This is a genomic window from Cupriavidus sp. PB-02 (assembly GCF_058252315.1).
This window is the reverse complement of the sequence record NZ_CM177694.1, coordinates 2521509-2541367: the sequence shown is the minus strand read 5'-3', so window position 1 is coordinate 2541367 and position 19859 is coordinate 2521509. Positions and strand designations below refer to the sequence as shown.

The following is a 19859-nucleotide window of genomic DNA, read 5'->3' as shown; positions in this document are numbered from 1 at the left end:
TCACTGCTCCATCAGTGGATCAATGTTATCCAAGTTACCATATTTATCCCACGCGAGAAGCAGGCGATGATGCTTCCATCCAAATCAGAGGAAGCCATTCCATCATGAGCAAACTGTTCGATCCCGTCCGCGTCGGCCGCGACACCCTGCAAAACCGCCTGGTCATGGCACCGATGACCCGCAGCCGCGCCCAGTACGACGGCACGCCGGGAGAGCTGGCCGCCGAGTATTACGCCCAGCGCGCCGGCGTCGGCCTGATCGTCACCGAAGGCACCCAGCCGTCGGACGACGGACAGGGCTACCTGACCACGCCGGGCATTTACACCGACGCGCACGTCGCCGGCTGGAAGACGACCACCGATGCCGTGCATGACAAGGGTGGCCACCTCTTCATCCAGCTCATGCACGCCGGGCGCATGTCACACCCGGACAACACGCCGCATCATCGCCCGGGCGTCGCGCCTTCGGCCATCGCGCCGGGCACGCAAATGTTTACGGCCAAGGGCATGCAGGATATTCCCGTGCCGCGTGCGCTCTCTACCGAGGAAGTGCGCCAGACCGTCCAGGATTTCCGCTACGCGGCGCGCCGCGCGATCGAGGCCGGTGCCGATGGCGTCGAAATCCACGGTGCGAACGCCTACCTGATCCAGCAGTTCTTCGCCCCGAGCGCGAACACGCGCACCGATGCATACGGCGGGTCGATCGAGAACCGCGCCCGCTTTGCCATCGAAGTGGCCACCGCGATTGCCGAGGAAATCGGTGCGGATCGCACCGCCATCCGCCTGTCGCCCGGCACGACGATGTGGGGCATCGACGAAGGCGCTGAAGGGCCGGATCTCTACCGCTACCTGGTCGCCGAACTCGACAAGCTGGGGCTGGCCTATTTGCACATCATGCACCAGGGCAACGAACCGCTGCTGGCCGACATCCGCAAGCTCTGGCAGGGCACGCTGATCCTGAACCGGCCGGGCCGCCCGCGTGAGCAGATCGGGGCCGACCTGGCATCGGGGCTGGCCGATCTGGAAGCCTACGGTCAGTTGATTCTTGCCAACCCGGATTTCGTCGCCCGGTTGAAGGACAGCGCGCCGATGAACGAGGCGGACCGCAATGGTTTCTTCGGCGGTACGGCGCAGGGCTACACCGATTACCCGACCTTGAGCGAAGCGCAGGCTGCCTGAGGCCACCAACATGTCCGTCATTGCCCCGCTCCAGCGCGCCAACCACGGCAGCCACTTCCGGGCCTATGGCCTGCGTGGCGTGGTCGCGCTGATCGACCCCTTCATCGGGGTCGATCATGCCTGGATGAGCGCGCCGACCTTTCCGCCGCATCCCCATGCCGGCTTCTCCGCGGTGTCCTACCTGTTCCTCGATTCGGAAACCGGCATCGACAACCGTGACTCGCTCGGTACCCGCAACCTGATCCGGCCCGGTGGCCTGCACTGGGCGACGGCCGGGAGCGGCATCGTCCATGAGGAAGTTCCGGCCGAGACCGGCAAGACCGTCCATTCGCTGCAGATCTTCGTCAACCTCGCCCCGGAGCGACAGAGCATCGCGCCTTTCGCATTGACCGTGGAACCGCAGGATGTGCCGGTGGTGCAGTTGCCAGGCGCCAGGGTGCGCGTGCCCGTGGGGAGCTTCGGAGATGCACGTTCCCCACTGAACCCGCCAACCGAAGTGACGATGCTCGACATTTCGCTGGAGGAGGGTGCCGAACTGGCGGTGCCCGTCGCGGCGGGCCATTGCGCCTTCGTCATGCCGATTTTCGGCACGGCGATGGTGGACGGCCAAAGCTTCGAGCACAACGATCTCAAGCTCCCTGTTTTTCCCGCACGGGACACGCCTCGCGCGATCACGCTTCAAGCCCCTCACGGCAGCGCCAAGGTCATGCTTTTTGCCGGCCCGCCGCTGCACTCCACTGCCACATGACCACAAAGGAGTCTCATCATGGCTTACGAACGATTCACCGGAGATAACGCCGCGCTTCTGTTGATCGACCACCAGGTCGGCACCATGAGCTGGGTACATTCCATCTCCTTCGAGGAGATGAAACGCAATGCGCTGATGCTGGCGCAGGCGGCTCGCATCCTGAAGCTGCCGGTTGTGCTGACCTCCAGCATGGAGGAGCATGCGCAGGGGCCGCTGCTGGAAGAGTTGGAATCGATCCTGCCGTCCGAATTCGCTGCCCGCATCCAGCGGCTTGGCATCGTCAATGCCATGGACGACGAGAATTTTGCCGCGGCCGTCAAGGCGACCGGGCGCAAGAAGCTGATCATTGCCGGCGTCACCAACGACGTGTGCACGGTCTATCCGGCGCTGAGCCTGGTGCGCGATGGTTTCGAGGTACAGGTGGTCGCTGATGCAGGCGGCTCGCCGAGCAAGATGGCCGACGACATCGCCCTGCGCCGGATGGAGCGCGGCGGTGTAACCCTGACCAGCACCAATCAATTGATCGCGGAACTTGCCGGTAGCTGGGCCACGCCAGAAGGTGGCCAGTTGGTACAGGTGCTGATGGGGGCGCTGCAAGCTTGAGAAAAGGCAGGCACCGAATGAGCGAAGAGATGTTGATGCCGATGCAGGCCCACGTGCTTGTGGCTGCTGGTGGTCCGCTTCTCAATCAAGTAGCCATTCGGTTCCTGCGACGAAGACGCGTTGTTCGAGCAGGCCAATTGCGTGGAGTTCAGCCTGAATGAGCCAGCGCCACCGCATCCGCACCTGCCGGAAATCGAAGCAGCCCGGACGTATCGTTCGCGGCGCGCCACACCACCTCGGCCACATCGGCCTCGCTTGTCACCGCTGCCGGATGCGCGAATGAAGTAAAGATGCGCTGCGCGAAAGGTGCGTACGCCTCGGGGACGAGGCCCTCCATGCGCGGTATCCCATTGCTGGTAAAGCGCGTGGTCGGCCCGTAGCCAGGCTCGACCAGCTTCACGCTCACGTTGAACGCTTCGAGCTCGAACGCCAGTGACGCGGTGAACCCTTCGATGGCCATCTTGCTCGCGGTGTAGACGGCCACCATCGGCATCGGCGCCAGCGTCACGCTAGAAGTCACGTTCACTATCACGCCAGACCTGCGCGCACGGAACTGGGGCAGGACCGCCTGCGTCATCGCCATCACACCGAAGGTGTTGGTTTCGAACACCTCGCGCGTCGTGGCCATCGGGGTGGCTTCGAAGGCGCCAAAGAGGCCGATGCCTGCATTGTTGATGAGGACGTCGATGGGCCCGCTCGCTTCAAGCGCGGCGGCGATACTGTCGGGCTTCGTCACGTCGAGCGCCAGCACGCGGATCCGGTCGGATCGGGGCAGGAGGTCTTCGTTCGGCGTACGCATGGTGGCGATGACGTTCCAGCCCTGCGAGTGGAAGTGGCGCGCGGTTTCAAGGCCATAGCCAGAAGAGCAGCCAGTAATCAGTACAGTTTTCATGGGGCTTTCGATGGTGGTTTCGATGGCAGAAACGATAGCGGGGACGCGACGGACTTTCTACAATGAGAAGTCCAGATTTGATTTGCAATCGTCCACCATGCGCGACCCCCTCTCGCAAGTCATCTCACTGCTTCAGCCGCGTGCCGTGTTCTCGAAGCTCATCAGCGGCGCAGGTCGCTGGGGGGTTCGCTACGCTGACTTCGGCCAGCCAAGCTTCTGTGCCGTGCTCGAGGGTAGCTGTCGCCTCGCCGTCGACGGCCAGGATGCCCTCACGCTCGAGGCGGGCGACTTCGTGCTCCTGCCGGCAACGCCGGGCTTCATCCTGTCGGGCTTTGAGCCGGTGACGCCCGAGCGCATCGACCCGAAGGTGACGCCCGCGCCGACGGGTGAGGTTCGCCACGGTACGCGCGGCGGACGTCCCGACGTGCGTTTGCTCGGTGGCTACTTTGTCTTCGACTCGTCCAATGCGGCCTTGCTGGTGTCGCTGTTGCCGGCGCTCGTGCACGTGCGCGGCGCCGAGCGGCTTTCCGTACTGGTGCGCCTCGTCGGCGAGGAGTCGGGTGAACGGAGGTCGGGCCGCGAGCTCGTGCTCACGCGCCTCGTGGAGGTGCTGCTCATCGAAGCGCTACGCTCGACGTCGGGTGAGGAAGCGCCTCCGGGGTTGCTGCGCGGACTGGCCGATGTGCGACTCGGGTCAGCGATGCGGCATATGCATGCCGATCCCGCGCGCCCGTGGACGGTGGCCCAGCTCGCGAAGAAGGCCGCGCTTTCGCGCTCGGCTTTTTTCGATCGCTTCACGCGTGCGGTGGGAATGCCGCCGATGGAATACCTGCTCGCCTGGCGCATGGCCATCGCGAAGGATCTGCTCCGTCGCCATGACTTCGGGATCGCCGAGGTCGCCGAACGCGTCGGCTACGGCTCGGCGAGCACCTTCAGCACCGCGTTCCGCCGGCACGTGGGCCAGGCGCCGGGTCGCTTCGCGCGCGAACATTAGAACGTCGCATCGAACGCGACTCCGCCGGACCGATTGGCCGCTTTTGGGTAGCCTGGAGAGGCGGTGAGGGCGCGCTCGGGTACGGGGGGTAGCCGAACGCAAGCGGCCCAGCACTCGACCAGCCCTTACTGCATGTGCTGCCCGCCGTTGATGGCGATATTGGACCCGGTCACATAGGCCGCTTCCTCCGAGCACAGGTAGGCAACCAGCGCTGCGACTTCTTCCGGTTTTCCGACGCGGCCGACCGGAATCTGCGGCAGGATCTTGGTCTCCATGATTTCCTTGGGCACGGCGTTGACCATCTTGGTGGCAAGGTAGCCCGGAGAGACGGTGTTGACCGTCACGCCCTTTCTTGCCACTTCCAGCGCCAGCGACTTGGTGAAGCCGTGCATCCCGGCCTTGGCGGCAGCATAGTTGGTCTGGCCGAAGGCGCCCTTGGATCCGTTGACCGACGAGATGTTGATGATGCGGCCCCAGCCGCGTTCGACCATGCCTTCGCAAAGCGGCTTGGTGAGATTGAATACCGAGTCGAGATTGGTCCGCATCACGGCATCCCAGTTCGGCTTGTCCATCTTCTTGAAGGCCATGTCGCGGGTAATGCCGGCGTTGTTCACCAGGATATCCACGCGGCCTACGTCAGCCAGGATCTGCGCAGCGCAAGCCTGGCAGGCATCGTAGTCGGATACGTCAACTTCGTAGGCGCGCATCTGGCGGCCGGTGGCGTCCATCGCGGCAAGCCAGTCCTGAGCGGTGGCATTGCCCGGCGAGTGCGTTACCACCACGGCATAGCCGGCGTCGTGCAACTTGATGCTGATGGCTTCTCCCAGCCCACCCATACCACCTGTTACTAGTGCGATTTTCTTCGTCATTCTGCTTGCTTCGTTCTCGTAAAGTTGAAAGACCCCTGCCTTGCCGGGAAGGGCTTTTGCCCCGGTTGTCCCGAGCAAGTTCCCGTTGCCCTGGAGCGCAAAAGGCGAGGGCGAGCGGGGCCGGATGAATTCCGGCCCCGCTTTGTATGCTTATGCGGGAAGGTTGGCGTCGCGGTGCCGCAAGCCAGGAGCGTTGATGTCCCTGGCCTGCAAGCCTGCGATCTCCGTTTTGCGCGCTGGCCTGGCCTGCCTTGCCAGCGGAACGCCGTTACTGCTTGGAAGCGCGGGGCGCTGCCTGCTGGGCCGCGCCAGAGGCGGCTGCGGCCGTCGTGGCAAAGTTGGCCTTGGCAACTTCAGCCGTCTGCTTTGCCGCGTTCTGGATCGATTGATAGGTGCTGCTGGCGGCTGCTACGCTCGATTGCAGCAGCGCGGTGATCGCTTCAGACCCGGCCGGCGCGTTCTTCACGAAGGTGTCAACGAAGGCTTGCACGTTACGGCTGTGCTGCTCGTACTGGGCCTCGACTGCCTTGGTCAGTTCCACCTGTGTGTTCGATGCGATTTCGTATACATCGCGTGCATACGCAACAGCCTTCTCCGCCGCCGGCTGGGCCAGATTGCCCTGCACGGCGAACACTTCACGCAGGTCCTTCCCGGCCAGCACCGCTTCGACATTGCCCTGGCCTTCGGCTAGCGTCGTCCTGACTGCCTGCAGGTTCAGCTCGGTCAACTTCTGGAAGCCTTCAAAAGCCATGTTCGTCAGCGTGAACAGATGGCCCAGATTGGCCTTTTGCACTGCAGCAAACTGATCGGGCATAAAAGGGGACATGCGTAATCTCCTGTGGATTGATCGACCGGATTCTCGCAAAAGTGCTGCAAATGTTACCCGGCAAGGTACGGTTTCCGGATTGGCAGTGCCGCCAATCCTACGGCGCACCATCCGAGTGCGAATCCTAGAGTGTTTCTTCTAATTCGATCCCTAGGTATATACCCAAAAAGTATTGAAAGCCGGACAATATAAGTGCTTTAAGAGGCATATAAATTACATATGCTTACGTAGAAATGCTGCGGTGCGATGTGCGCGCTTCTTCGGCACGCCCGGCTGGCCCTGAACGCTCCCTTTGGAACTCGATGAAGCGCTGCGTCTTCGCTGACCAGACCGACCTGTCGCCAGAGTCAGGTCAAAATCGAAAGTGGCCGGGATAGAGGCCGGCAGACTCGGCTGGGGCGAGCGCCCGATGGCGTTCATCGTCTGCAAGCCTGGTATCCGGCTGGAGCCAGGCGCAATCTGCGAACGACTGCTGGAGCATGCCGAATCGAAGCGAATCAGCAAATATGCCGTCCCGGAATTGGACCGCATGGTCTTTGTTTCCGAGATTCCGCGAACCAGTGTCGGCGAGATCAATGAGAAAGCGCTACGCGAACGCTCGGCCTGATCAGGATGGGGCGGCTTTGCGCACAGCGAGTAATCCATGGCGCACTCTCTGCCGGAGAGCGGCTTGTTTACAAAAAAGGCGGCGCTTCGACAGCGGGTAAAGCGCGTAGCATACGTGTGGGTGGTGCAGGAATTCCGCAAGCATCACCTGCGTACGCCGCGGGCGTTTTGAGGTGCCTGCCCGAAGCTTTGTGTCGGCGCAGCAAGGGCTTGTCAAATGACCGGGGAATCGCAACACACTTGTTCACTACTGGAGCAACTCATGCGCAGAGCACTCACGATGACGCTTCTTATTGCCGCTGCAACGGCTTCAGGCTTGAGCTATGGTCAGCAGAAGAAGGCCGACCCGTACACCGATGGGGCCAAGGCGGGTAAAGCCGATCCCTATACCGATGGTGCAAAATCCGGAAAGTTCGACCCCTACACCGACGGCGCAAAGCAATCCACGCAATCAACCCTCAATCCCACACAAGGCAAGGCCGACCCGTATACGGACGGCGCCAAGGCTGGCAAGGCCGATCCGTACACCGACGGCGCCAAGGCCGGCAAGGCGGATCCATACACGGACGGCGCGAAGTCCAAATAGCAGCCAGCCTCGTTGTCGTGCTGTGGTGTGGCACACCGCAGCGCGATCATGCCGCCTGCCGACCATGCCGTCCTGGGTCTGCACAGCTTGGTCAGCAAGGCGTCTGATTGCTCCCACCCCAGGCATCCCGTACCTCGGCGGCCAGTGCGGTGGCACGGCCCTGGTAGCGTGGCGAGAAATGGAATGGCGTGACCGCGCGGGCCCCTGCGCTGCGCGCGATCAGGCCGGCCTGGGTAGCGGTCAGGTGGTTCTTGCGCAGGCCGTGCGCGCTGTCGACATCCAGAAACACGCTCTCGATAAAGAGCTGGTCGACGCCTTGCATCAGGTGCGACAGTGCTTTCACGTTCTCGCTCGTATAGCGCAGGTCGGTAACGTAGCCGATGCGCCGGCCGGGCTCGACATCCAGGATCAGCCGGCTTAGCTCGCCGACCGTTCGCGTCACCGCATGGTCGCCGCTCCTGTCCCGCCACTGCACAAGAATCGGCGCATCGCCGGCGGCGCCGGTCAGGACGGCATGCTTCAGTTCGCGCAGCCAGGCGCCGGTGGTCAAGCCAGATTCAGCCAGGCGCTCCTTGTTGATGCCGAGCCGGACCTTTTCCTCGACAAGGTAGGCCAGGCATGGAATCCCATGATCGACAAAGCAGGCACGCACCCGAAACGTAGTCTCGTCGTGAACGATATCGCCGGTCCTTTCGATGGGTGCCTCGGCCTCCCTGGCGAAGCCGTGACGGCTGGAAAAGCATGCGCGCCGCATCTGCCCGTCCAGTCCGAGTTCGATCGCTTCGACGACCAGCCCGATCGCGTAGCGATGCACCACGTTCCACGTATAGGCAAGCAGCTTGTGCTCGACCTGCGCCACGAATCCTGGCCCGCCGTACAGCACGATGTGCGGCTTGCGTCCGAGCAGCACCCGCAGCAGATGGTCGAAGCCAGAGAAATGATCCATGTGCGCATGCGTGATAAACACATGCGACAGGCGCATCAGCTCGCGCGGCATCAGCGTGGTGATGTCGCCCAGGTCGAATAGCAGCGCGCGCCGTTCGTCCAGGAAGTCTACGAACAGTCCCGGGTCGCCGAAGGCATCGTTGACGAGGCGGGCTTCCAGCAAGGGACGCATGATCACTCGCGGTGCGACAGTCACCGAGGCTCAGGTAAGGTGCGTGCTCGTCCGGGCAGCCAGACGTCGCCCGGATGGCTGGTGTTCGGCTGACTGTACTGGCCGGCTCTTCTCATCAAGGATAGAGAAGCCGCGCGATACCTGCGGACCGTGACGAGATTTCATCGGAGGCCACCCGATGCGATTGTGGCCCGGAAGTGACACCCGGGCTGGGCAGCCGTGGCGGAGTGCGTGAAGCTGGCCGTCCCTGGCCCAAAAGTGCTTTGCAAGGGACTGCCGCGCAAGGCACAACTTCGACGCCGGTCCGCCACAAACTGGAGTAGATTAAGAAAGACCGGCTCACACAAGGTTGCGCTGGCTACCTGCCAAAGGCGCCAGCGTCGCCGCCGCTCGGGAATGGGGGGCATCATGGATGAAGACACCGTCGTCACGGTTACGGTACAGGACAATGGCCCCTACCGCATAAAGGGTCCCGTCAGGATCGTGACCCCGGCAGGCGCCACCTTTGCTTTCGAAGGTGATCAGGTCTGGTTATGCCGGTGTGGCCATTCTGAAAACAAGCCTTTCTGTGATGGCTCGCACAAGCGACAGGGGTTCATCAGCACGCCACAACCGAAGTCTTGAACCGCCTTCGATCGTGCACCGCTGCGTAGCAGACCTCGGTTCAGTGCCTGCGCCATGAAGATCGGGAACATCGAAGCCATCGTCCTGCGCATTCCGTTTGCGGTGGGCGGTGTTTCCGCTGCCGGCGTGTGGGGCGGTGCCGGGATGCAGGCCGCCGATTCGCTGCTCGTCAAGGTGACCACGGACGATGGCCTGGTTGGCTGGGGAGAGACCTTCGGATTCGTTGGCATTCCTGCGGTCAAGGTGGCGATTGAACAGATGCTGGCGCCGGCCTGCATCGGCAGGGACGCGGCGCAGATCGACGCGCTCGGCCTCGACCTCCAGCGCAGGTTCCATGTCTTCGGGCGCAGCGGCGCAATCTTCTACGGCCTGTCGGCGCTCGATATCGCGCTGTGGGATATCTGCGGCAAAGTGGCCGGACTGCCCATCCACCGGCTGCTCGGCGGTGCACGTCGGGATCGCCTGCCTGCATATGCCAGCCTGATCCGGTATGCGAACCCGGAATCGATTGCGACCAACGTCAGGCGCGCCATTGAAGACGGCTACCGGAGCCTGAAGCTGCACGAAGTCGACCTCACGGTGATCCGGGCCGCCCGCGATGCCGCAGGCCCGGACGTTGAGATCACGCTGGATACGAACTGCCCGTGGACACTCCATGAGGCGATCGGGATGGCGCGAGCGCTGGCGCCGTTGTCGCTACGATGGCTGGAAGAACCCCTTTGGCCGCCGGAAAACTTCAGCGGGCTTGCTGCGCTGCGCCAGCATTGTGCTATCCCGATCGCCGCCGGAGAGAATGCCACCACGCTGTTGGAGTTCCAGCAGATGCTCAGCGCGGGTGCCGTCGATATCCTGCAACCCAGCCCGGCGAAGATGGGCGGCATCAGCGCGCTGCGCAAGGTCTTTGCACTGGCCGAGGCGCACAACACCCAGGTGATGGTCCACACCTTCTACGATGGCCCGGGCCTGCTGGCCAGCATTCATGCCACGGCAGCGCTAGGGGACGCCGAGGCCATGATTGAGTGGCGCTACTTCGATATGGAAGCGCAGGTGCTGGGCGATACCATCGTGCCGAAAGCCGGCGTGATCGCAGTCCCAGATGGTCCGGGTCTTGGCATCGACCCGGATCCGGAGGTCGTCCGGCGCTATCGCATTTCGTGACAAGGCCGCGCTGCAAGGCGTTGTCGGAGATGGCTAACGCTTGCGGGATGTACCATACTTCAGCCGTGTACCTTGGCTCTCAACCCCTGACCTGAGGAGTTCCGCCATGAAGCCATTTCGCATCGCTGTCCTGGCGCTAGCGCTCGCGGGATGCGCCACGAACCAGGGCACGCCAGGCACTACGCAGGCGTCGCGCACAGAACCTTGTAAAGCCACGTCAGAGCAGGAGATTGCGGCGTTGTTTGATCGATGGAATCAGTCACTGCAGACAGGCGATCCACGCAAGGTGGTGGCCAACTATGCACAGCGGTCAATTCTTCTTCCGACAGTATCCAACAAGCCTCGGCTGACGGTCGCAGAGAAAGAAGACTATTTCCAGCACTTCCTGAAGGATGGTCCGTCCGGAAAGATCGACTCCCGCAGCATTGAACTGGGATGCAATTCTGCTGTGGATTCCGGGCTCTACACATTCACCTTCGCACGAACGGGAACCGTTGTTAAGGCACGCTATACGTACACCTATCGCTGGGATGGTGCGCAATGGCTAATTACAAGTCATCACTCGTCGGCCATGCCGGAGAAGACGTAACTGAGGCGTAAGCCTCAGTTCCCGAGGCTTGCGCGACCGGAGTATTTGCAAAGGGCGAACACTGTCTGATGGCAGTACCTCGTGCCTTGTGGCGCTGTTCACCCCCTCTCCCTGGAGGGCAAGGCCGGCGAACGTTCCGGCGAGACCCTCATTCTCTTCCAATCCAGAACCTGGCGCATCCGTCGGCTCCACATACCCGCCGCCAATCCTGCTGAAAGCGCGCAGCCGACCACGAACTACGCAGGGTCCGTGATGACGGTCAACGACCTGGTGCAATACGCGGCCATAACCGAACGGCATGTCCGGACGATCAGCGCGGTCGTCTGCGACGATGCCATGGCGCATCGGCTGGGCTGCCGCCCGGGTCAGCGCTGGTTGAAAGTGCAGATGCTACGAACCGGGTAGGCCAGAGCCCAGGCTCCGGCGGCCAGCCCACGATACGGCCCTCCATGGTTTATCCTCTGCGCTGGCTGCTTACCAACACATCCACCAGCGGGCATTCACAGTGCGTATCGACCCCACCACCCTGACCATTTTCCTGACGGTCGTGGAAGAAAGGAGCCTGGCGCGGGCGGCGGAGCGGCATTTCATGGCCGCCTCTGCGGTCAGCAAGCGCATCAGCGACCTGGAGGACGTGCTGTCCGCACGCCTTCTTGACCGGCACAGCGGTGGGGTGCGCCCGACGGCGGCCGGGCTTGAACTGGTGGCATACGCCAAAGGCATCGTCGATCTGTTGGGGCGGTTGCGCGCTGACATGAGCCGTTACAGCGAGGGCACCAAGGGCGACGTGCGCGTCTTCGCCAACAGTACATCGATTGTCGGCTTCCTCGGCAGCGATCTGCCGGCGTTCCTGCGGCGCTATCCGGAGGTGGAGGTTCGCCTGGAAGAATGGAGCAGCCCGTACATCGTGCGGTCGCTGAAGGACGGCCTGGCTGACGTCGGCCTGTTCTGGGCCGACACCCCGCATGCGGGGCTGGCAACGGTGCCTTACCGTTCCGCTCGCCTGGTGGTGGTAATGCCAGCCGGCCACCCGCTGGCAGGCAAATCCGGAGTCTTCTTCGGCGATACCCTGAACTACGATCACGTCGCCTTCCATGAGGGCAGCATGCTCTACCGGCTGACGGAGCAGGGCGCGGCCGCGCTGCAGAGGTCGATCCGGACACGCTTGCAGGTCACGAGTTTCGACGCTATGCGGACCATGGTGTCTGCAGGCGTGGGGCTTGGAATCATGTCCGACGTGACGGTTGCTGCGCAGCCCAATAGCGGTGGGCTCCATGTCGTACCCCTTCTGGACGACTGGGCCTCGCTGGCCATGCTGGTCGGATATCGGGACTTTGCCGAGCTGCCGCGCGCCGCGCAGCTCTTCGTCGAGAGCCTGTCGCCGTCCATCGCTGCTTCCGCCTGAGCCGGCCATCAGAATCAGGAACGGCCGCCATCGAAATCCAATAATTTACGGCCGCCCCACAGTTGCGGACACTAGCCACTCGAGCAACGAAACGGCTGGCGTCCCATGAATCTCCCTCTGACCGGTATCACCGTAGTAGCGCTGGAGCAGGCCATAGCGGCCCCTCTGGCCACGCGCCACCTCGCCGATTGGGGCGCGCGTGTCATCAAGGTCGAACGCCCCGGTGCCGGCGATTTTGCACGCGGATACGACAAGGTCATGCAAGGCATGTCGAGCCAGTTCGTATGGGCCAACCGGACCAAGGAAAGCGTGGCGCTCGACATCAAGACCGAGGAAGGCCGGCGCGCGCTGGATGCAATGCTCGGCAAGGCCGATGTCTTCCTGCAGAACCTGGCGCCCGGAGCGGCCCGCAAGCTCGGCCTGGACGCCAGGACGCTGGTGGAGCGTCACCCGGCCCTGATTGCCTGCGACATCTCCGGCTACGGCTCAACCGGGCCGTTCCGCAACAAGAAGGCCTATGACCTGCTGGTCCAGTGCGAGACCGGCTTCCTGTCGATCAACGGCACGCCCGAGGCGCAGGCCAAATGCGGGCTCTCCATCGTGGATATCGCGACCGGCATGTATGCGTTGAACGGGGTCCTGATGGCGTTGTACCGGCGCGAGCGCACCGGCAGCGGCACGGCGTTCGAAGTCTCGCTGTTCGACAGCATGGCGGAATGGATGAGCTATCCCGCCTACTACACGCGCGACAGCGGCAGCCCGCTTGCGCGTGCGGGCGCCCGCCACGCCACCATCGCGCCGTACGGGCCATTCAAGGCAGGCGACGGCAAGGCGGTCTTCTTTGGCATCCAGAACGAGCGCGAATGGCAGGCATTCTGCGCGCGCGTGCTTGAGGATGAAGCGCTGGCTTCGGACCCACGTTTCAGCGCCAACCCCCAGCGCCTTGCCAACCATGAGGCGCTCGAGGCGATCATCACCGAACGGTTTGCCAGGTGGTCGAGCGCCGAGGTCGCAGAGAAGCTGGAAGCGGCGTCGATCGCGAACGCCAGGCTGAATGACGTGGCCGAGTTCCTGCAGCATCCGCAATTGCACGAGCGCGGGCGGGTCCAGGAGGTTGCCAGCCCGGTCGGGCCGCTCCATGTCTTCAAGCCGCCCCTCATCATCGATGGTATCGAACCGGTAATGGGACCAGTCCCGGCGATCGGCGAGCATACCGCTGCGGTACTTGCAGAATTTGGCCTGGACGCGGCGGAACCAGGCGAGACGGATGCCCGCGCATATGGGTGCGCACAATGAAAGTCACCCGGACTTACCTGGCCGTGCCGGCCCACCAGGATCGGCTGGTGGCATCCGCAGCGCGATCCGAGGCCGATGCCGTCTTCCTCGATCTGGAAGACGCGGTGCCGGAGTCGATGAAAGCCGCCGCGCTGACGGCCGCTATCGAGGCCCTCAACGGGCTCGATTGGGGCGACAAGGTGGTGGTCGTGCGCGTGAACGGGGCAGGGGAGCGGCAGCGCAAGGAGATCCAGGCGCTGGTGGAACGCTGCGGCCGCCTGAATGCCGTGTTGCTGCCGAAGGTCGAGTCGGCGCAGGAGATCGCCCAGGTGCAGGGCCAGCTCGACGGCACCAGGATAGGCATCGAGGCAATGATCGAAACCGCAAAAGGCCTGGTCTTCTGCGAGCAGATCGCCGCGGCTGGCGGCAATCTCGAATCCCTGCATTTTGGTGTCGGCGATTTTGGCGCATCGATTGGGGCCAAGGGCGTGGAAATCGGCCTGTCCGACCCGGGCTATGCCATGACCGCGCGCGCCACGGAGGGCTATGCCGACACCCCCCTTGATATGTGGGCCTATCCGATGATGCGCATCCTGGTGGCCGCGCGCGCGTTTGGCCTGCGTGCGATCGACGGACCTTGCGGTGCCTTCCGTGACGCTAGGCTGACCGAATCCAGCGCGCTGAAAGCCGCGGCGCTCGGCTATGACGGCAAGCAGGTCATTCACCCGATGCAGCTGGACAGCACGAACCGCGCCTTTACCCCCACCGATGATGAATTCCAGGCCGCGCAGCGCGTGGTGGCCGCGCTGGCCGATGCCGAGCGGGAGGGCCGCGGAGCGGTGCAGCTCGACGGCAAGCTGGTCGACTACGCCAATATCAGGATGGCGATGAAGGTCGTCGGCATGCGTGGCCGAGCCGGCGCGTAGCCAGTCATCACCCAATCAACCGGCCGCCACAGATGGCCGGAATCAATCCAGGAGACTCAGTATGAACCGACGAATCCGGACCGCACTCGCGTGCCTGGTATTTGGCACTTCCCTCGCACAGGCAGCGCCCACCAGCGATGCCTATCCTTCCAAGCCGGTCACGATCGTGGTGCCACAGGCGCCGGGCGGGACCAACGACATCGTCGGGCGCATCCTGGCCGCGGCGTTGTCGCAGTCGACCGGCCAGCAGTTTATCGTCGACAACCGTCCCGGGGCTGGCGGCAATATCGGCAGCCAGCACGCCGCCAGGAGCAACCCCGACGGCTACACCGTACTGCTGACGATCAGCAGTACCCAGGCGATCAATCCGGCGGTGTACAAGAAGATACCGTTCGACCCCGTCAAGGACTTCGAGCCCATCGCGTTGGTCGCCAGCGTGCCCAATGTGCTGGTTGCCAACCCGTCGTTCCCGGCATCGTCGATGAAGGAACTGATCGAGCTGGCCAAGCGCAAGCCGAATGAGTTCCGCTACGCCTCGGCCGGCAACGGCTCGCTGAATCACCTGCTTGGCGAGATGCTGAACAGCATGGCCGGCATCTCGCTGGAACATGTGCCGTACAAGGGCATCGGGCCTGCACTCAATGACCTGCTGGGCAACCAGGTTCCGCTTGCCTTCGCCAGCCTGCCGTCGGTGCTGCCGCACATCAGGGCCGGCAAGCTGAAGGCGCTCGGGATCAGTTCGGCCAGGCGTTCAAGTGCTGCGCCGGAGATCCCGGCGATCAGTGAAACCGTGCCCAACTACAGCGGAGATCTCTGGGTCGGCCTGTTCGCCGTGCGCGGCACGCCAAAGGATGTCACCAGCAAGCTGACGGCGGCAGTGGACAAGGTGCTTGACGACAAGGCCGTCCAGGACAAGCTCAAGGCGCAGGGCGCCGAGCTGCCGCGCGCCACGCCTCAGCAACTGTCGGCCATGCTCAGGTCCGACATGGACAAGTGGGCCAGGATCGTCAAGGCATCTGGCGCCACCGTCGACTGAACACGCCGCCTCCGGGCGGCCGACGCGGCGCCTGGTGTGGCCACTGTCCCTTTCCATTTGAGAAAGGAAGGTGGAGAAAGCCGCGGTTCCACCTCGGCCCGCCTTCCCCTCATCATGTCTTTACCGCGGCAAGGGGGCGGTTCAACGCCGCCCATCGACCGCCGCTCGTCGATACAAAGCCAGTGGGATGACTCGTGTCGCACATCGGCACGCTGCGTGCAGACCACCAAACCTCGAAGTGACTCCAATGAAGATCGTATTCCTGGACCGTTCCACCATCTCACCGCAGACCACGCTGCGAGCGCTGCCGTTCCCGCATGAGCTCGAACTCCACGGAGAAACGGCTGACGAGGACGTCGCCGCACGCATCGCCGGCGCGGACGTGGTCATCACAAACAAGGTGAAGCTGGATGCCCGGCAGCTCGAGCAGGCGCCGAACCTGAAGCTTGTCGCCATCGCGGCGACCGGCACGGATATCGTCGACCTGAAAGCCTGTTCCGCCTGCGGCATCGTCGTATCCAACATCCGCAACTATGCCGTCCATACGGTGCCGGAGCATACCTTCGCCCTGATCTTCGCGCTGCGGCGCAGCCTCGCGGCCTACCACGATGCCGTCAGGCGTGGCCGCTGGCAGGAATCCGGGGCCTTCTGCTTCTTTGACTACCCGATCAAGGACTTGCACGGATCGGTGCTTGGCATTATCGGCGACGGCGTGCTCGGACAATCGGTGGCCCGGATGGCGAGTGCGCTGGGCATGAAACCGCTGTTTGCCGCCTACAAGGGACGCCAGGATATGGGTCCGCTCTATACGCCTTTCGAGGAAGTTCTGCGCCGTAGCGACATCATCACCTTGCATTGCCCGCTGGTGGCGCAGACACGCAACCTGATCGACACGGCCGAGTTCGCGCAGATGGAACGGCGTCCGTTGCTGATCAACACCGCGCGCGGTGGGCTGGTCAACGAAGCGGCGCTGGTGGAAGCGCTGCAATCCGGGAAGGTGTCCGGGGCCGGGTTTGACGTCGCGACGGAAGAGCCGCCCGGCGCGGACCACCCATTCCAACAACTGAAGGATGCGCCCAACTTCATCCTGACGCCGCACGTGGCATGGGCGAGCGACGAGGCAGTGCAAGGCCTGGCCGACCAGCTGATCGACAACATCCGTGCCTTCGCGGAGGGAACGCCCAGGAATGTTGTCGTCGGGTAGGAACACGGTTCGTCAACCAACAAGCTGAGCTCTCTGATGAGACGATTTCGCAAGGCCAAGATCGTAGCCACGCTGGGACCCGTCAGTTCCTCCGCGGACGCCATCCGCGCGCTGTTCCTCGCTGGCGCGGATGTCTTCCGTTTCAATTTCAGCCATGGCACGCACGACGACCATCGTCATACCTATGACGTGGTACGGCAAGTGGAAAAGGAGGTGGGAAGGCCGATCGCCGTGCTGGCCGACCTGCAGGGCCCCAAGCTTCGCGTCGGCATGATGGGCCAACCCGGCATGCTTGAGGAAGGACAGCGCTTTATCCTGGACCAGTCTCAGGAAGCGGGCGATGCATCGCGGGTCTTCCTGCCGCATCGGGAGTTGTTCGACTGTGCCGAGCCAGGAAGAACCCTGCTGCTCGACGACGGTAAGCTGCATCTGCGTATCGACGCAGTCGAGCCGGCAAGACTGGTGACAACCGTTGTCACCGGCGGCGCGCTGTCATCGCGCAAGGGTATCAATGTGCCGGATGCCGTGATCCCCATTCCCGCACTGACCGACAAGGATCTTGCCGATCTGGAATTCGCCCTGGCGCTCGGCGTGGACTGGGTAGCGCTGAGCTTCGTGCAGACGCCGGGCGATGTGGCAGCCGCGAAGCAGCGGATCGGCGGCAGGGCGGCGGTCATCGCCAAGCTCGAGAAGCCTTCCGCAATCGAACATCTGGAAGCGATCGCCACGCTGTCTGACGCCGTCATGGTGGCCCGGGGCGACCTCGGCGTTGAATTGCCGCCCGAACGCGTGCCAGCGGTGCAGAAGCGGATCTCTCGCCTGTGCCGGCAGTTGGGCCGTCCCGTGATCGTTGCCACGCAGATGCTCGAATCCATGATCTCCGCGCCGGTACCCACGCGGGCAGAAGCATCGGATGTGGCCAGCGCGATTTATGACGGCGTTGACGCTGTCATGCTGTCTGCCGAGTCCGCCACCGGGCGCTATCCGGTCGCCGCGGTCACGATGATGGATCGGATCATCCGCGAGGTCGAAAGCGATCCACTCTATCGGAACATCATGGATGCCCAGCAGGTGGCCCCGCTTGCCAACCGGCAGGACGCGGTATGCGGCGCGCTGCGCGACATCACCCGCACCGTGGGCGCCAAGACCACCATCGCCTACACATCGTCTGGCGCAACCACGCTGCGCGCCGCGCGCGTGCGTCCACAGACGCCAATCGTTGGCGTGACGCCGTCGATGGAGGTTGCGCGGCGCATCAGCCTGGCATGGGGCATTCACGCGGCGGTAAGTCCTGACGTCCGGGATGTCGACGAGATGGTCGCTGTCGCCAGCAACGCAGCGGTGACTGAAGGCTTTGCTGCCGAAGGCGAGGAAATCGTGATCGTGGCAGGGATGCCGTTTGGCATGCACGGCTCGACCAATTTGCTTCACGTGGCAAAGGTGACGGCACCGCGCAGCCCCGATGCCGTGACGGTTCACAACGAGCAGGCGCTCGCCAACGACGGATCGATCTCACAATGATGGAAGCAGCAGTGCTGAAAGTCCTGGTTGCCCCTGACTCGTTCAAGGGCAGCCTTTCCGCCACCGAGGTGGCTGACCGCATCCGCGCCGGCATCCGCCGCGCTGTACCTCGTGCCGACGTTACCCTGGCACCGATTGCCGATGGCGGCGAGGGCACCGCCGAGGTCCTGGCGGCCACGCTCCCGGGCGTCTGGGAAGAGGTGATCGCCACCGACGCCAACGGCGCGCAAAAGCCGGTCCGCTACTTCCGCGGCCACACGCCGGAGTTTGGCGAACTCGCGATATTCGAGGTGGCCGAAGTGGTCGGCCTTCCGCACGCCCTGGTGGAGCCGGGGCAACGCACGACCAGGGGGATCGGCCATGTCATCCGGGCGATCGCGGGTCAGGGTGTCGATACCATCGCGATCGGGCTGGGCGGATCTTCCACCAATGACGCGGGCGCCGGCCTGCTGGCGGAAACAGGCTTCCGCTTCACCGATGCGGATGGCAAGACCTTGTGGCCAAGCCTCGATACGCTGGACGCGATCCGCACCGCAACCTGTCAGCGGCCTGCGCAGCTCGGCCGCGTCCGGCTGCTCGGCCTGTCAGACGTCAACAATCCGCTCTGCGGCCCAAACGGCGCGACCTTTGTCTTTGGCACGCAGAAGGGCGTACAGGACCTGGCTACGGCAGATGCAAGGCTGGAACGGTTTGCGAAGCGATGCGCGGCCGCCGTCGGGGAGGATGTTGCCGATGCGGAAGGCAGCGGCGCCGCCGGCGGCATAGGCTTTGCGCTGCGCTTGCTTGGCGCAGAGATGGTGTCCGGGGCGGCTTTCGTACTTGGCGCTGCCGGTCTCGACGCGGGGCTCGGCGCGTTCGACTGGGTCATGACCGGCGAGGGACGGTCCGATGCGCAGACGATGATGGGGAAGGGGCCGGCGATGATCGCGCGGATGGCGCGCGAGGCTGGCGTGCCGGTAACGCTGCTCTCCGGCGCCGTCGAGCCCGATGCCGGCTTGGCCGAAGCCTTCGATGGGTGTATCTCGATCCAGCAGGGGCCGGTATCGATCGGTTTTGCGATGGAGAATGCGGCGGCGTTGCTTGAGGATGCTGCATTCCAGCTTGCGAGGCTTTACGTCGCCGCGAGGCAGCAAGGGGGCGCATAGAAGAAGATCGGCTATCCGCACTAGTCGTTCATCGGATGGACCTTGCGCGTGGCGATGCCGCTTCCGGCTCGCCGTCGAGCCACGGACTGCGGCGGCCGTCGGTGCCGGTCGGTTCCGATATCAGAGCAGCTCTCAGGGATCGGCGATATCGCCACGGTAGGCGATGTGCACCTTGTTGCCATCCGGGTCGCGCAGGTAGGCGCCGTAGTACCCATGGCCGTAGTGCGGACGCGGCCCGGGTTCTCCCTCGCAGCTTCCGCGCATGGCCAGCCCTGCCGTGTAGGCGGTGTCGACGGCCGCGAGCGACGGCGCGGCGAAGGCGACCATGCTGCCGTTCCCGGCACTGGCGGCATTGCCGTCGAAGGGGAGGTAGACGTAGAACCTTGGCAGCGCGTGTCCTGGGCGCACCCAGCATGCCGCGGCAGGCCCGCTGTCCGCTGCTACCACCCGCCGTACCAGGCCGAGGGGGATAAGCACCGCGTCATAGAACGCGGCGGCACGCTCCAGATCGGCGCACCCGACCGCGATGTGGCTGAACATTGGGGTCATCCTTGCTT

Annotated in this window: 22 protein-coding genes; 17 read left to right on the top strand and 5 right to left on the bottom strand. The window is 63.8% G+C overall.

What is annotated here, in order from left to right:
- Positions 1–104 precede the first annotated feature (104 nt).
- Genes AC10V3_RS11930 through AC10V3_RS11920 form a run of 3 tightly spaced genes read left to right on the top strand, consistent with a single transcriptional unit; the run spans position 105 to position 2529 of the window.
- Positions 105–1178, top strand: a complete 1074-nt coding sequence (locus AC10V3_RS11930; protein WP_022535466.1) for an alkene reductase — start codon at positions 105–107, stop codon at positions 1176–1178.
- Between the two features lie 10 nt (positions 1179–1188).
- The gene (locus tag AC10V3_RS11925; RefSeq protein WP_022535465.1) at positions 1189–1926 is read left to right on the top strand and encodes a pirin family protein; all 738 of its coding nucleotides are present in this window, start codon (positions 1189–1191) and stop codon (positions 1924–1926) included.
- Between the two features lie 18 nt (positions 1927–1944).
- Complete coding sequence (locus tag AC10V3_RS11920; protein WP_022535464.1) at positions 1945–2529, top strand: isochorismatase family protein; 585 nt, start codon at positions 1945–1947, stop codon at positions 2527–2529.
- Positions 2530–2677: 148 nt separating this feature from the next.
- On the opposite strand, the gene AC10V3_RS11915 is transcribed toward AC10V3_RS11920, so the two are convergent.
- Positions 2678–3421 carry an SDR family oxidoreductase gene (locus AC10V3_RS11915; protein WP_022535463.1) on the bottom strand — a complete coding sequence of 248 codons (744 nt, stop codon included), beginning with the start codon at positions 3419–3421 and terminating at the stop codon, positions 2678–2680.
- Between the two features lie 97 nt (positions 3422–3518).
- Between AC10V3_RS11915 and AC10V3_RS11910 the strand changes: the two genes are divergently transcribed.
- Positions 3519–4415, top strand: coding sequence for an AraC family transcriptional regulator (locus AC10V3_RS11910; RefSeq protein ID WP_022535462.1), 897 nt, complete (start codon positions 3519–3521; stop codon positions 4413–4415).
- 125 nt (positions 4416–4540) lie between these two features.
- On the opposite strand, the gene phbB is transcribed toward AC10V3_RS11910, so the two are convergent.
- Entirely contained in the window at positions 4541–5284 is a 744-nt protein-coding gene (phbB, locus tag AC10V3_RS11905) for an acetoacetyl-CoA reductase (protein WP_041681073.1), read from the bottom strand.
- Between the two features lie 268 nt (positions 5285–5552).
- Entirely contained in the window at positions 5553–6110 is a 558-nt protein-coding gene (gene phaP3, locus AC10V3_RS11900; RefSeq protein WP_022535460.1) for a TIGR01841 family phasin PhaP3, read from the bottom strand.
- Between the two features lie 364 nt (positions 6111–6474).
- On the opposite strand from phaP3, the gene AC10V3_RS11895 reads away from it, so the two are divergent.
- The gene (locus AC10V3_RS11895) at positions 6475–6717 is read left to right on the top strand and encodes an AMP-binding enzyme (RefSeq protein ID WP_022535459.1); all 243 of its coding nucleotides are present in this window, start codon (positions 6475–6477) and stop codon (positions 6715–6717) included.
- A 261-nt stretch (positions 6718–6978) separates the two neighbouring features.
- The gene (locus AC10V3_RS11890) at positions 6979–7302 is read left to right on the top strand and encodes a hypothetical protein (protein WP_022535458.1); all 324 of its coding nucleotides are present in this window, start codon (positions 6979–6981) and stop codon (positions 7300–7302) included.
- A 91-nt stretch (positions 7303–7393) separates the two neighbouring features.
- Here AC10V3_RS11890 and AC10V3_RS11885 read toward each other — a convergent pair whose 3' ends face one another.
- Positions 7394–8419: a ribonuclease Z gene (locus tag AC10V3_RS11885; protein WP_022535457.1), complete on the bottom strand. Its 1026-nt coding sequence runs from the start codon at positions 8417–8419 to the stop codon at positions 7394–7396.
- Between the two features lie 408 nt (positions 8420–8827).
- Here AC10V3_RS11885 and AC10V3_RS11880 point away from each other — a divergent pair, with 408 nt between their 5' ends.
- From AC10V3_RS11880 to AC10V3_RS11830, 11 genes are all read left to right on the top strand, one after another.
- On the top strand, positions 8828–9043 hold the full coding sequence (locus AC10V3_RS11880; protein WP_022535456.1) for a CDGSH iron-sulfur domain-containing protein: 216 nt from the start codon (positions 8828–8830) through the stop codon (positions 9041–9043).
- Between the two features lie 54 nt (positions 9044–9097).
- Entirely contained in the window at positions 9098–10201 is a 1104-nt protein-coding gene (locus AC10V3_RS11875) for a mandelate racemase/muconate lactonizing enzyme family protein (protein WP_022535455.1), read from the top strand.
- 106 nt (positions 10202–10307) lie between these two features.
- Positions 10308–10790, top strand: a complete 483-nt coding sequence (locus AC10V3_RS11870) for a DUF4440 domain-containing protein (protein ID WP_022535454.1) — start codon at positions 10308–10310, stop codon at positions 10788–10790.
- 252 nt (positions 10791–11042) lie between these two features.
- Positions 11043–11195, top strand: a complete 153-nt coding sequence (locus AC10V3_RS11865) for a hypothetical protein (protein WP_349606012.1) — start codon at positions 11043–11045, stop codon at positions 11193–11195.
- Positions 11196–11295: 100 nt separating this feature from the next.
- Positions 11296–12195 carry a LysR family transcriptional regulator gene (locus AC10V3_RS11860; RefSeq protein ID WP_022535452.1) on the top strand — a complete coding sequence of 300 codons (900 nt, stop codon included), beginning with the start codon at positions 11296–11298 and terminating at the stop codon, positions 12193–12195.
- A gap of 105 nt (positions 12196–12300) precedes the next feature.
- Entirely contained in the window at positions 12301–13491 is a 1191-nt protein-coding gene (locus AC10V3_RS11855; protein WP_022535451.1) for a CaiB/BaiF CoA transferase family protein, read from the top strand.
- Complete coding sequence (locus tag AC10V3_RS11850; RefSeq protein ID WP_349606014.1) at positions 13488–14396, top strand: HpcH/HpaI aldolase/citrate lyase family protein; 909 nt, start codon at positions 13488–13490, stop codon at positions 14394–14396. Before AC10V3_RS11855 ends, AC10V3_RS11850 begins: the two co-directional genes overlap by 4 nt.
- 61 nt (positions 14397–14457) lie before the next feature.
- Positions 14458–15432: a Bug family tripartite tricarboxylate transporter substrate binding protein gene (locus AC10V3_RS11845; protein WP_022535449.1), complete on the top strand. Its 975-nt coding sequence runs from the start codon at positions 14458–14460 to the stop codon at positions 15430–15432.
- A 247-nt stretch (positions 15433–15679) separates the two neighbouring features.
- Positions 15680–16636, top strand: a complete 957-nt coding sequence (locus tag AC10V3_RS11840; RefSeq protein WP_022535448.1) for a D-2-hydroxyacid dehydrogenase — start codon at positions 15680–15682, stop codon at positions 16634–16636.
- A gap of 36 nt (positions 16637–16672) precedes the next feature.
- Positions 16673–18157, top strand: a complete 1485-nt coding sequence (pyk, locus tag AC10V3_RS11835) for a pyruvate kinase (protein ID WP_022535447.1) — start codon at positions 16673–16675, stop codon at positions 18155–18157.
- Complete coding sequence (locus AC10V3_RS11830; RefSeq protein WP_022535446.1) at positions 18154–19302, top strand: glycerate kinase; 1149 nt, start codon at positions 18154–18156, stop codon at positions 19300–19302. The genes pyk and AC10V3_RS11830 overlap by 4 nt, the downstream gene beginning before the upstream one ends.
- A 132-nt stretch (positions 19303–19434) precedes the next feature.
- Here AC10V3_RS11830 and AC10V3_RS11825 read toward each other — a convergent pair whose 3' ends face one another.
- Positions 19435–19842: a VOC family protein gene (locus tag AC10V3_RS11825; protein ID WP_022535445.1), complete on the bottom strand. Its 408-nt coding sequence runs from the start codon at positions 19840–19842 to the stop codon at positions 19435–19437.
- Positions 19843–19859: the final 17 nt, after the last annotated feature.

What these genes read in the sequence shown, in the direction of transcription:
- AC10V3_RS11930 (WP_022535466.1), top strand. Translation starts at nt 105, where the DNA reads ATGAGCAAACTGTTCGATCCCGTCCGCGTCGGCCGCGACACCCTGCAA.
- AC10V3_RS11925 (WP_022535465.1), top strand. Translation starts at nt 1,189, where the DNA reads ATGTCCGTCATTGCCCCGCTCCAGCGCGCCAACCACGGCAGCCACTTC.
- AC10V3_RS11920 (WP_022535464.1), top strand. Translation starts at nt 1,945, where the DNA reads ATGGCTTACGAACGATTCACCGGAGATAACGCCGCGCTTCTGTTGATC.
- AC10V3_RS11915 (WP_022535463.1), bottom strand. Translation starts at nt 3,421, where the DNA reads ATGAAAACTGTACTGATTACTGGCTGCTCTTCTGGCTATGGCCTTGAA.
- AC10V3_RS11910 (WP_022535462.1), top strand. Translation starts at nt 3,519, where the DNA reads ATGCGCGACCCCCTCTCGCAAGTCATCTCACTGCTTCAGCCGCGTGCC.
- phbB (WP_041681073.1), bottom strand. Translation starts at nt 5,284, where the DNA reads ATGACGAAGAAAATCGCACTAGTAACAGGTGGTATGGGTGGGCTGGGA.
- phaP3 (WP_022535460.1), bottom strand. Translation starts at nt 6,110, where the DNA reads ATGTCCCCTTTTATGCCCGATCAGTTTGCTGCAGTGCAAAAGGCCAAT.
- AC10V3_RS11890 (WP_022535458.1), top strand. Translation starts at nt 6,979, where the DNA reads ATGCGCAGAGCACTCACGATGACGCTTCTTATTGCCGCTGCAACGGCT.
- AC10V3_RS11885 (WP_022535457.1), bottom strand. Translation starts at nt 8,419, where the DNA reads ATGCGTCCCTTGCTGGAAGCCCGCCTCGTCAACGATGCCTTCGGCGAC.
- AC10V3_RS11880 (WP_022535456.1), top strand. Translation starts at nt 8,828, where the DNA reads ATGGATGAAGACACCGTCGTCACGGTTACGGTACAGGACAATGGCCCC.
- AC10V3_RS11875 (WP_022535455.1), top strand. Translation starts at nt 9,098, where the DNA reads ATGAAGATCGGGAACATCGAAGCCATCGTCCTGCGCATTCCGTTTGCG.
- AC10V3_RS11870 (WP_022535454.1), top strand. Translation starts at nt 10,308, where the DNA reads ATGAAGCCATTTCGCATCGCTGTCCTGGCGCTAGCGCTCGCGGGATGC.
- AC10V3_RS11865 (WP_349606012.1), top strand. Translation starts at nt 11,043, where the DNA reads ATGACGGTCAACGACCTGGTGCAATACGCGGCCATAACCGAACGGCAT.
- AC10V3_RS11855 (WP_022535451.1), top strand. Translation starts at nt 12,301, where the DNA reads ATGAATCTCCCTCTGACCGGTATCACCGTAGTAGCGCTGGAGCAGGCC.
- AC10V3_RS11850 (WP_349606014.1), top strand. Translation starts at nt 13,488, where the DNA reads ATGAAAGTCACCCGGACTTACCTGGCCGTGCCGGCCCACCAGGATCGG.
- AC10V3_RS11845 (WP_022535449.1), top strand. Translation starts at nt 14,458, where the DNA reads ATGAACCGACGAATCCGGACCGCACTCGCGTGCCTGGTATTTGGCACT.
- AC10V3_RS11840 (WP_022535448.1), top strand. Translation starts at nt 15,680, where the DNA reads ATGAAGATCGTATTCCTGGACCGTTCCACCATCTCACCGCAGACCACG.
- pyk (WP_022535447.1), top strand. Translation starts at nt 16,673, where the DNA reads ATGAGACGATTTCGCAAGGCCAAGATCGTAGCCACGCTGGGACCCGTC.
- AC10V3_RS11830 (WP_022535446.1), top strand. Translation starts at nt 18,154, where the DNA reads ATGATGGAAGCAGCAGTGCTGAAAGTCCTGGTTGCCCCTGACTCGTTC.
- AC10V3_RS11825 (WP_022535445.1), bottom strand. Translation starts at nt 19,842, where the DNA reads ATGTTCAGCCACATCGCGGTCGGGTGCGCCGATCTGGAGCGTGCCGCC.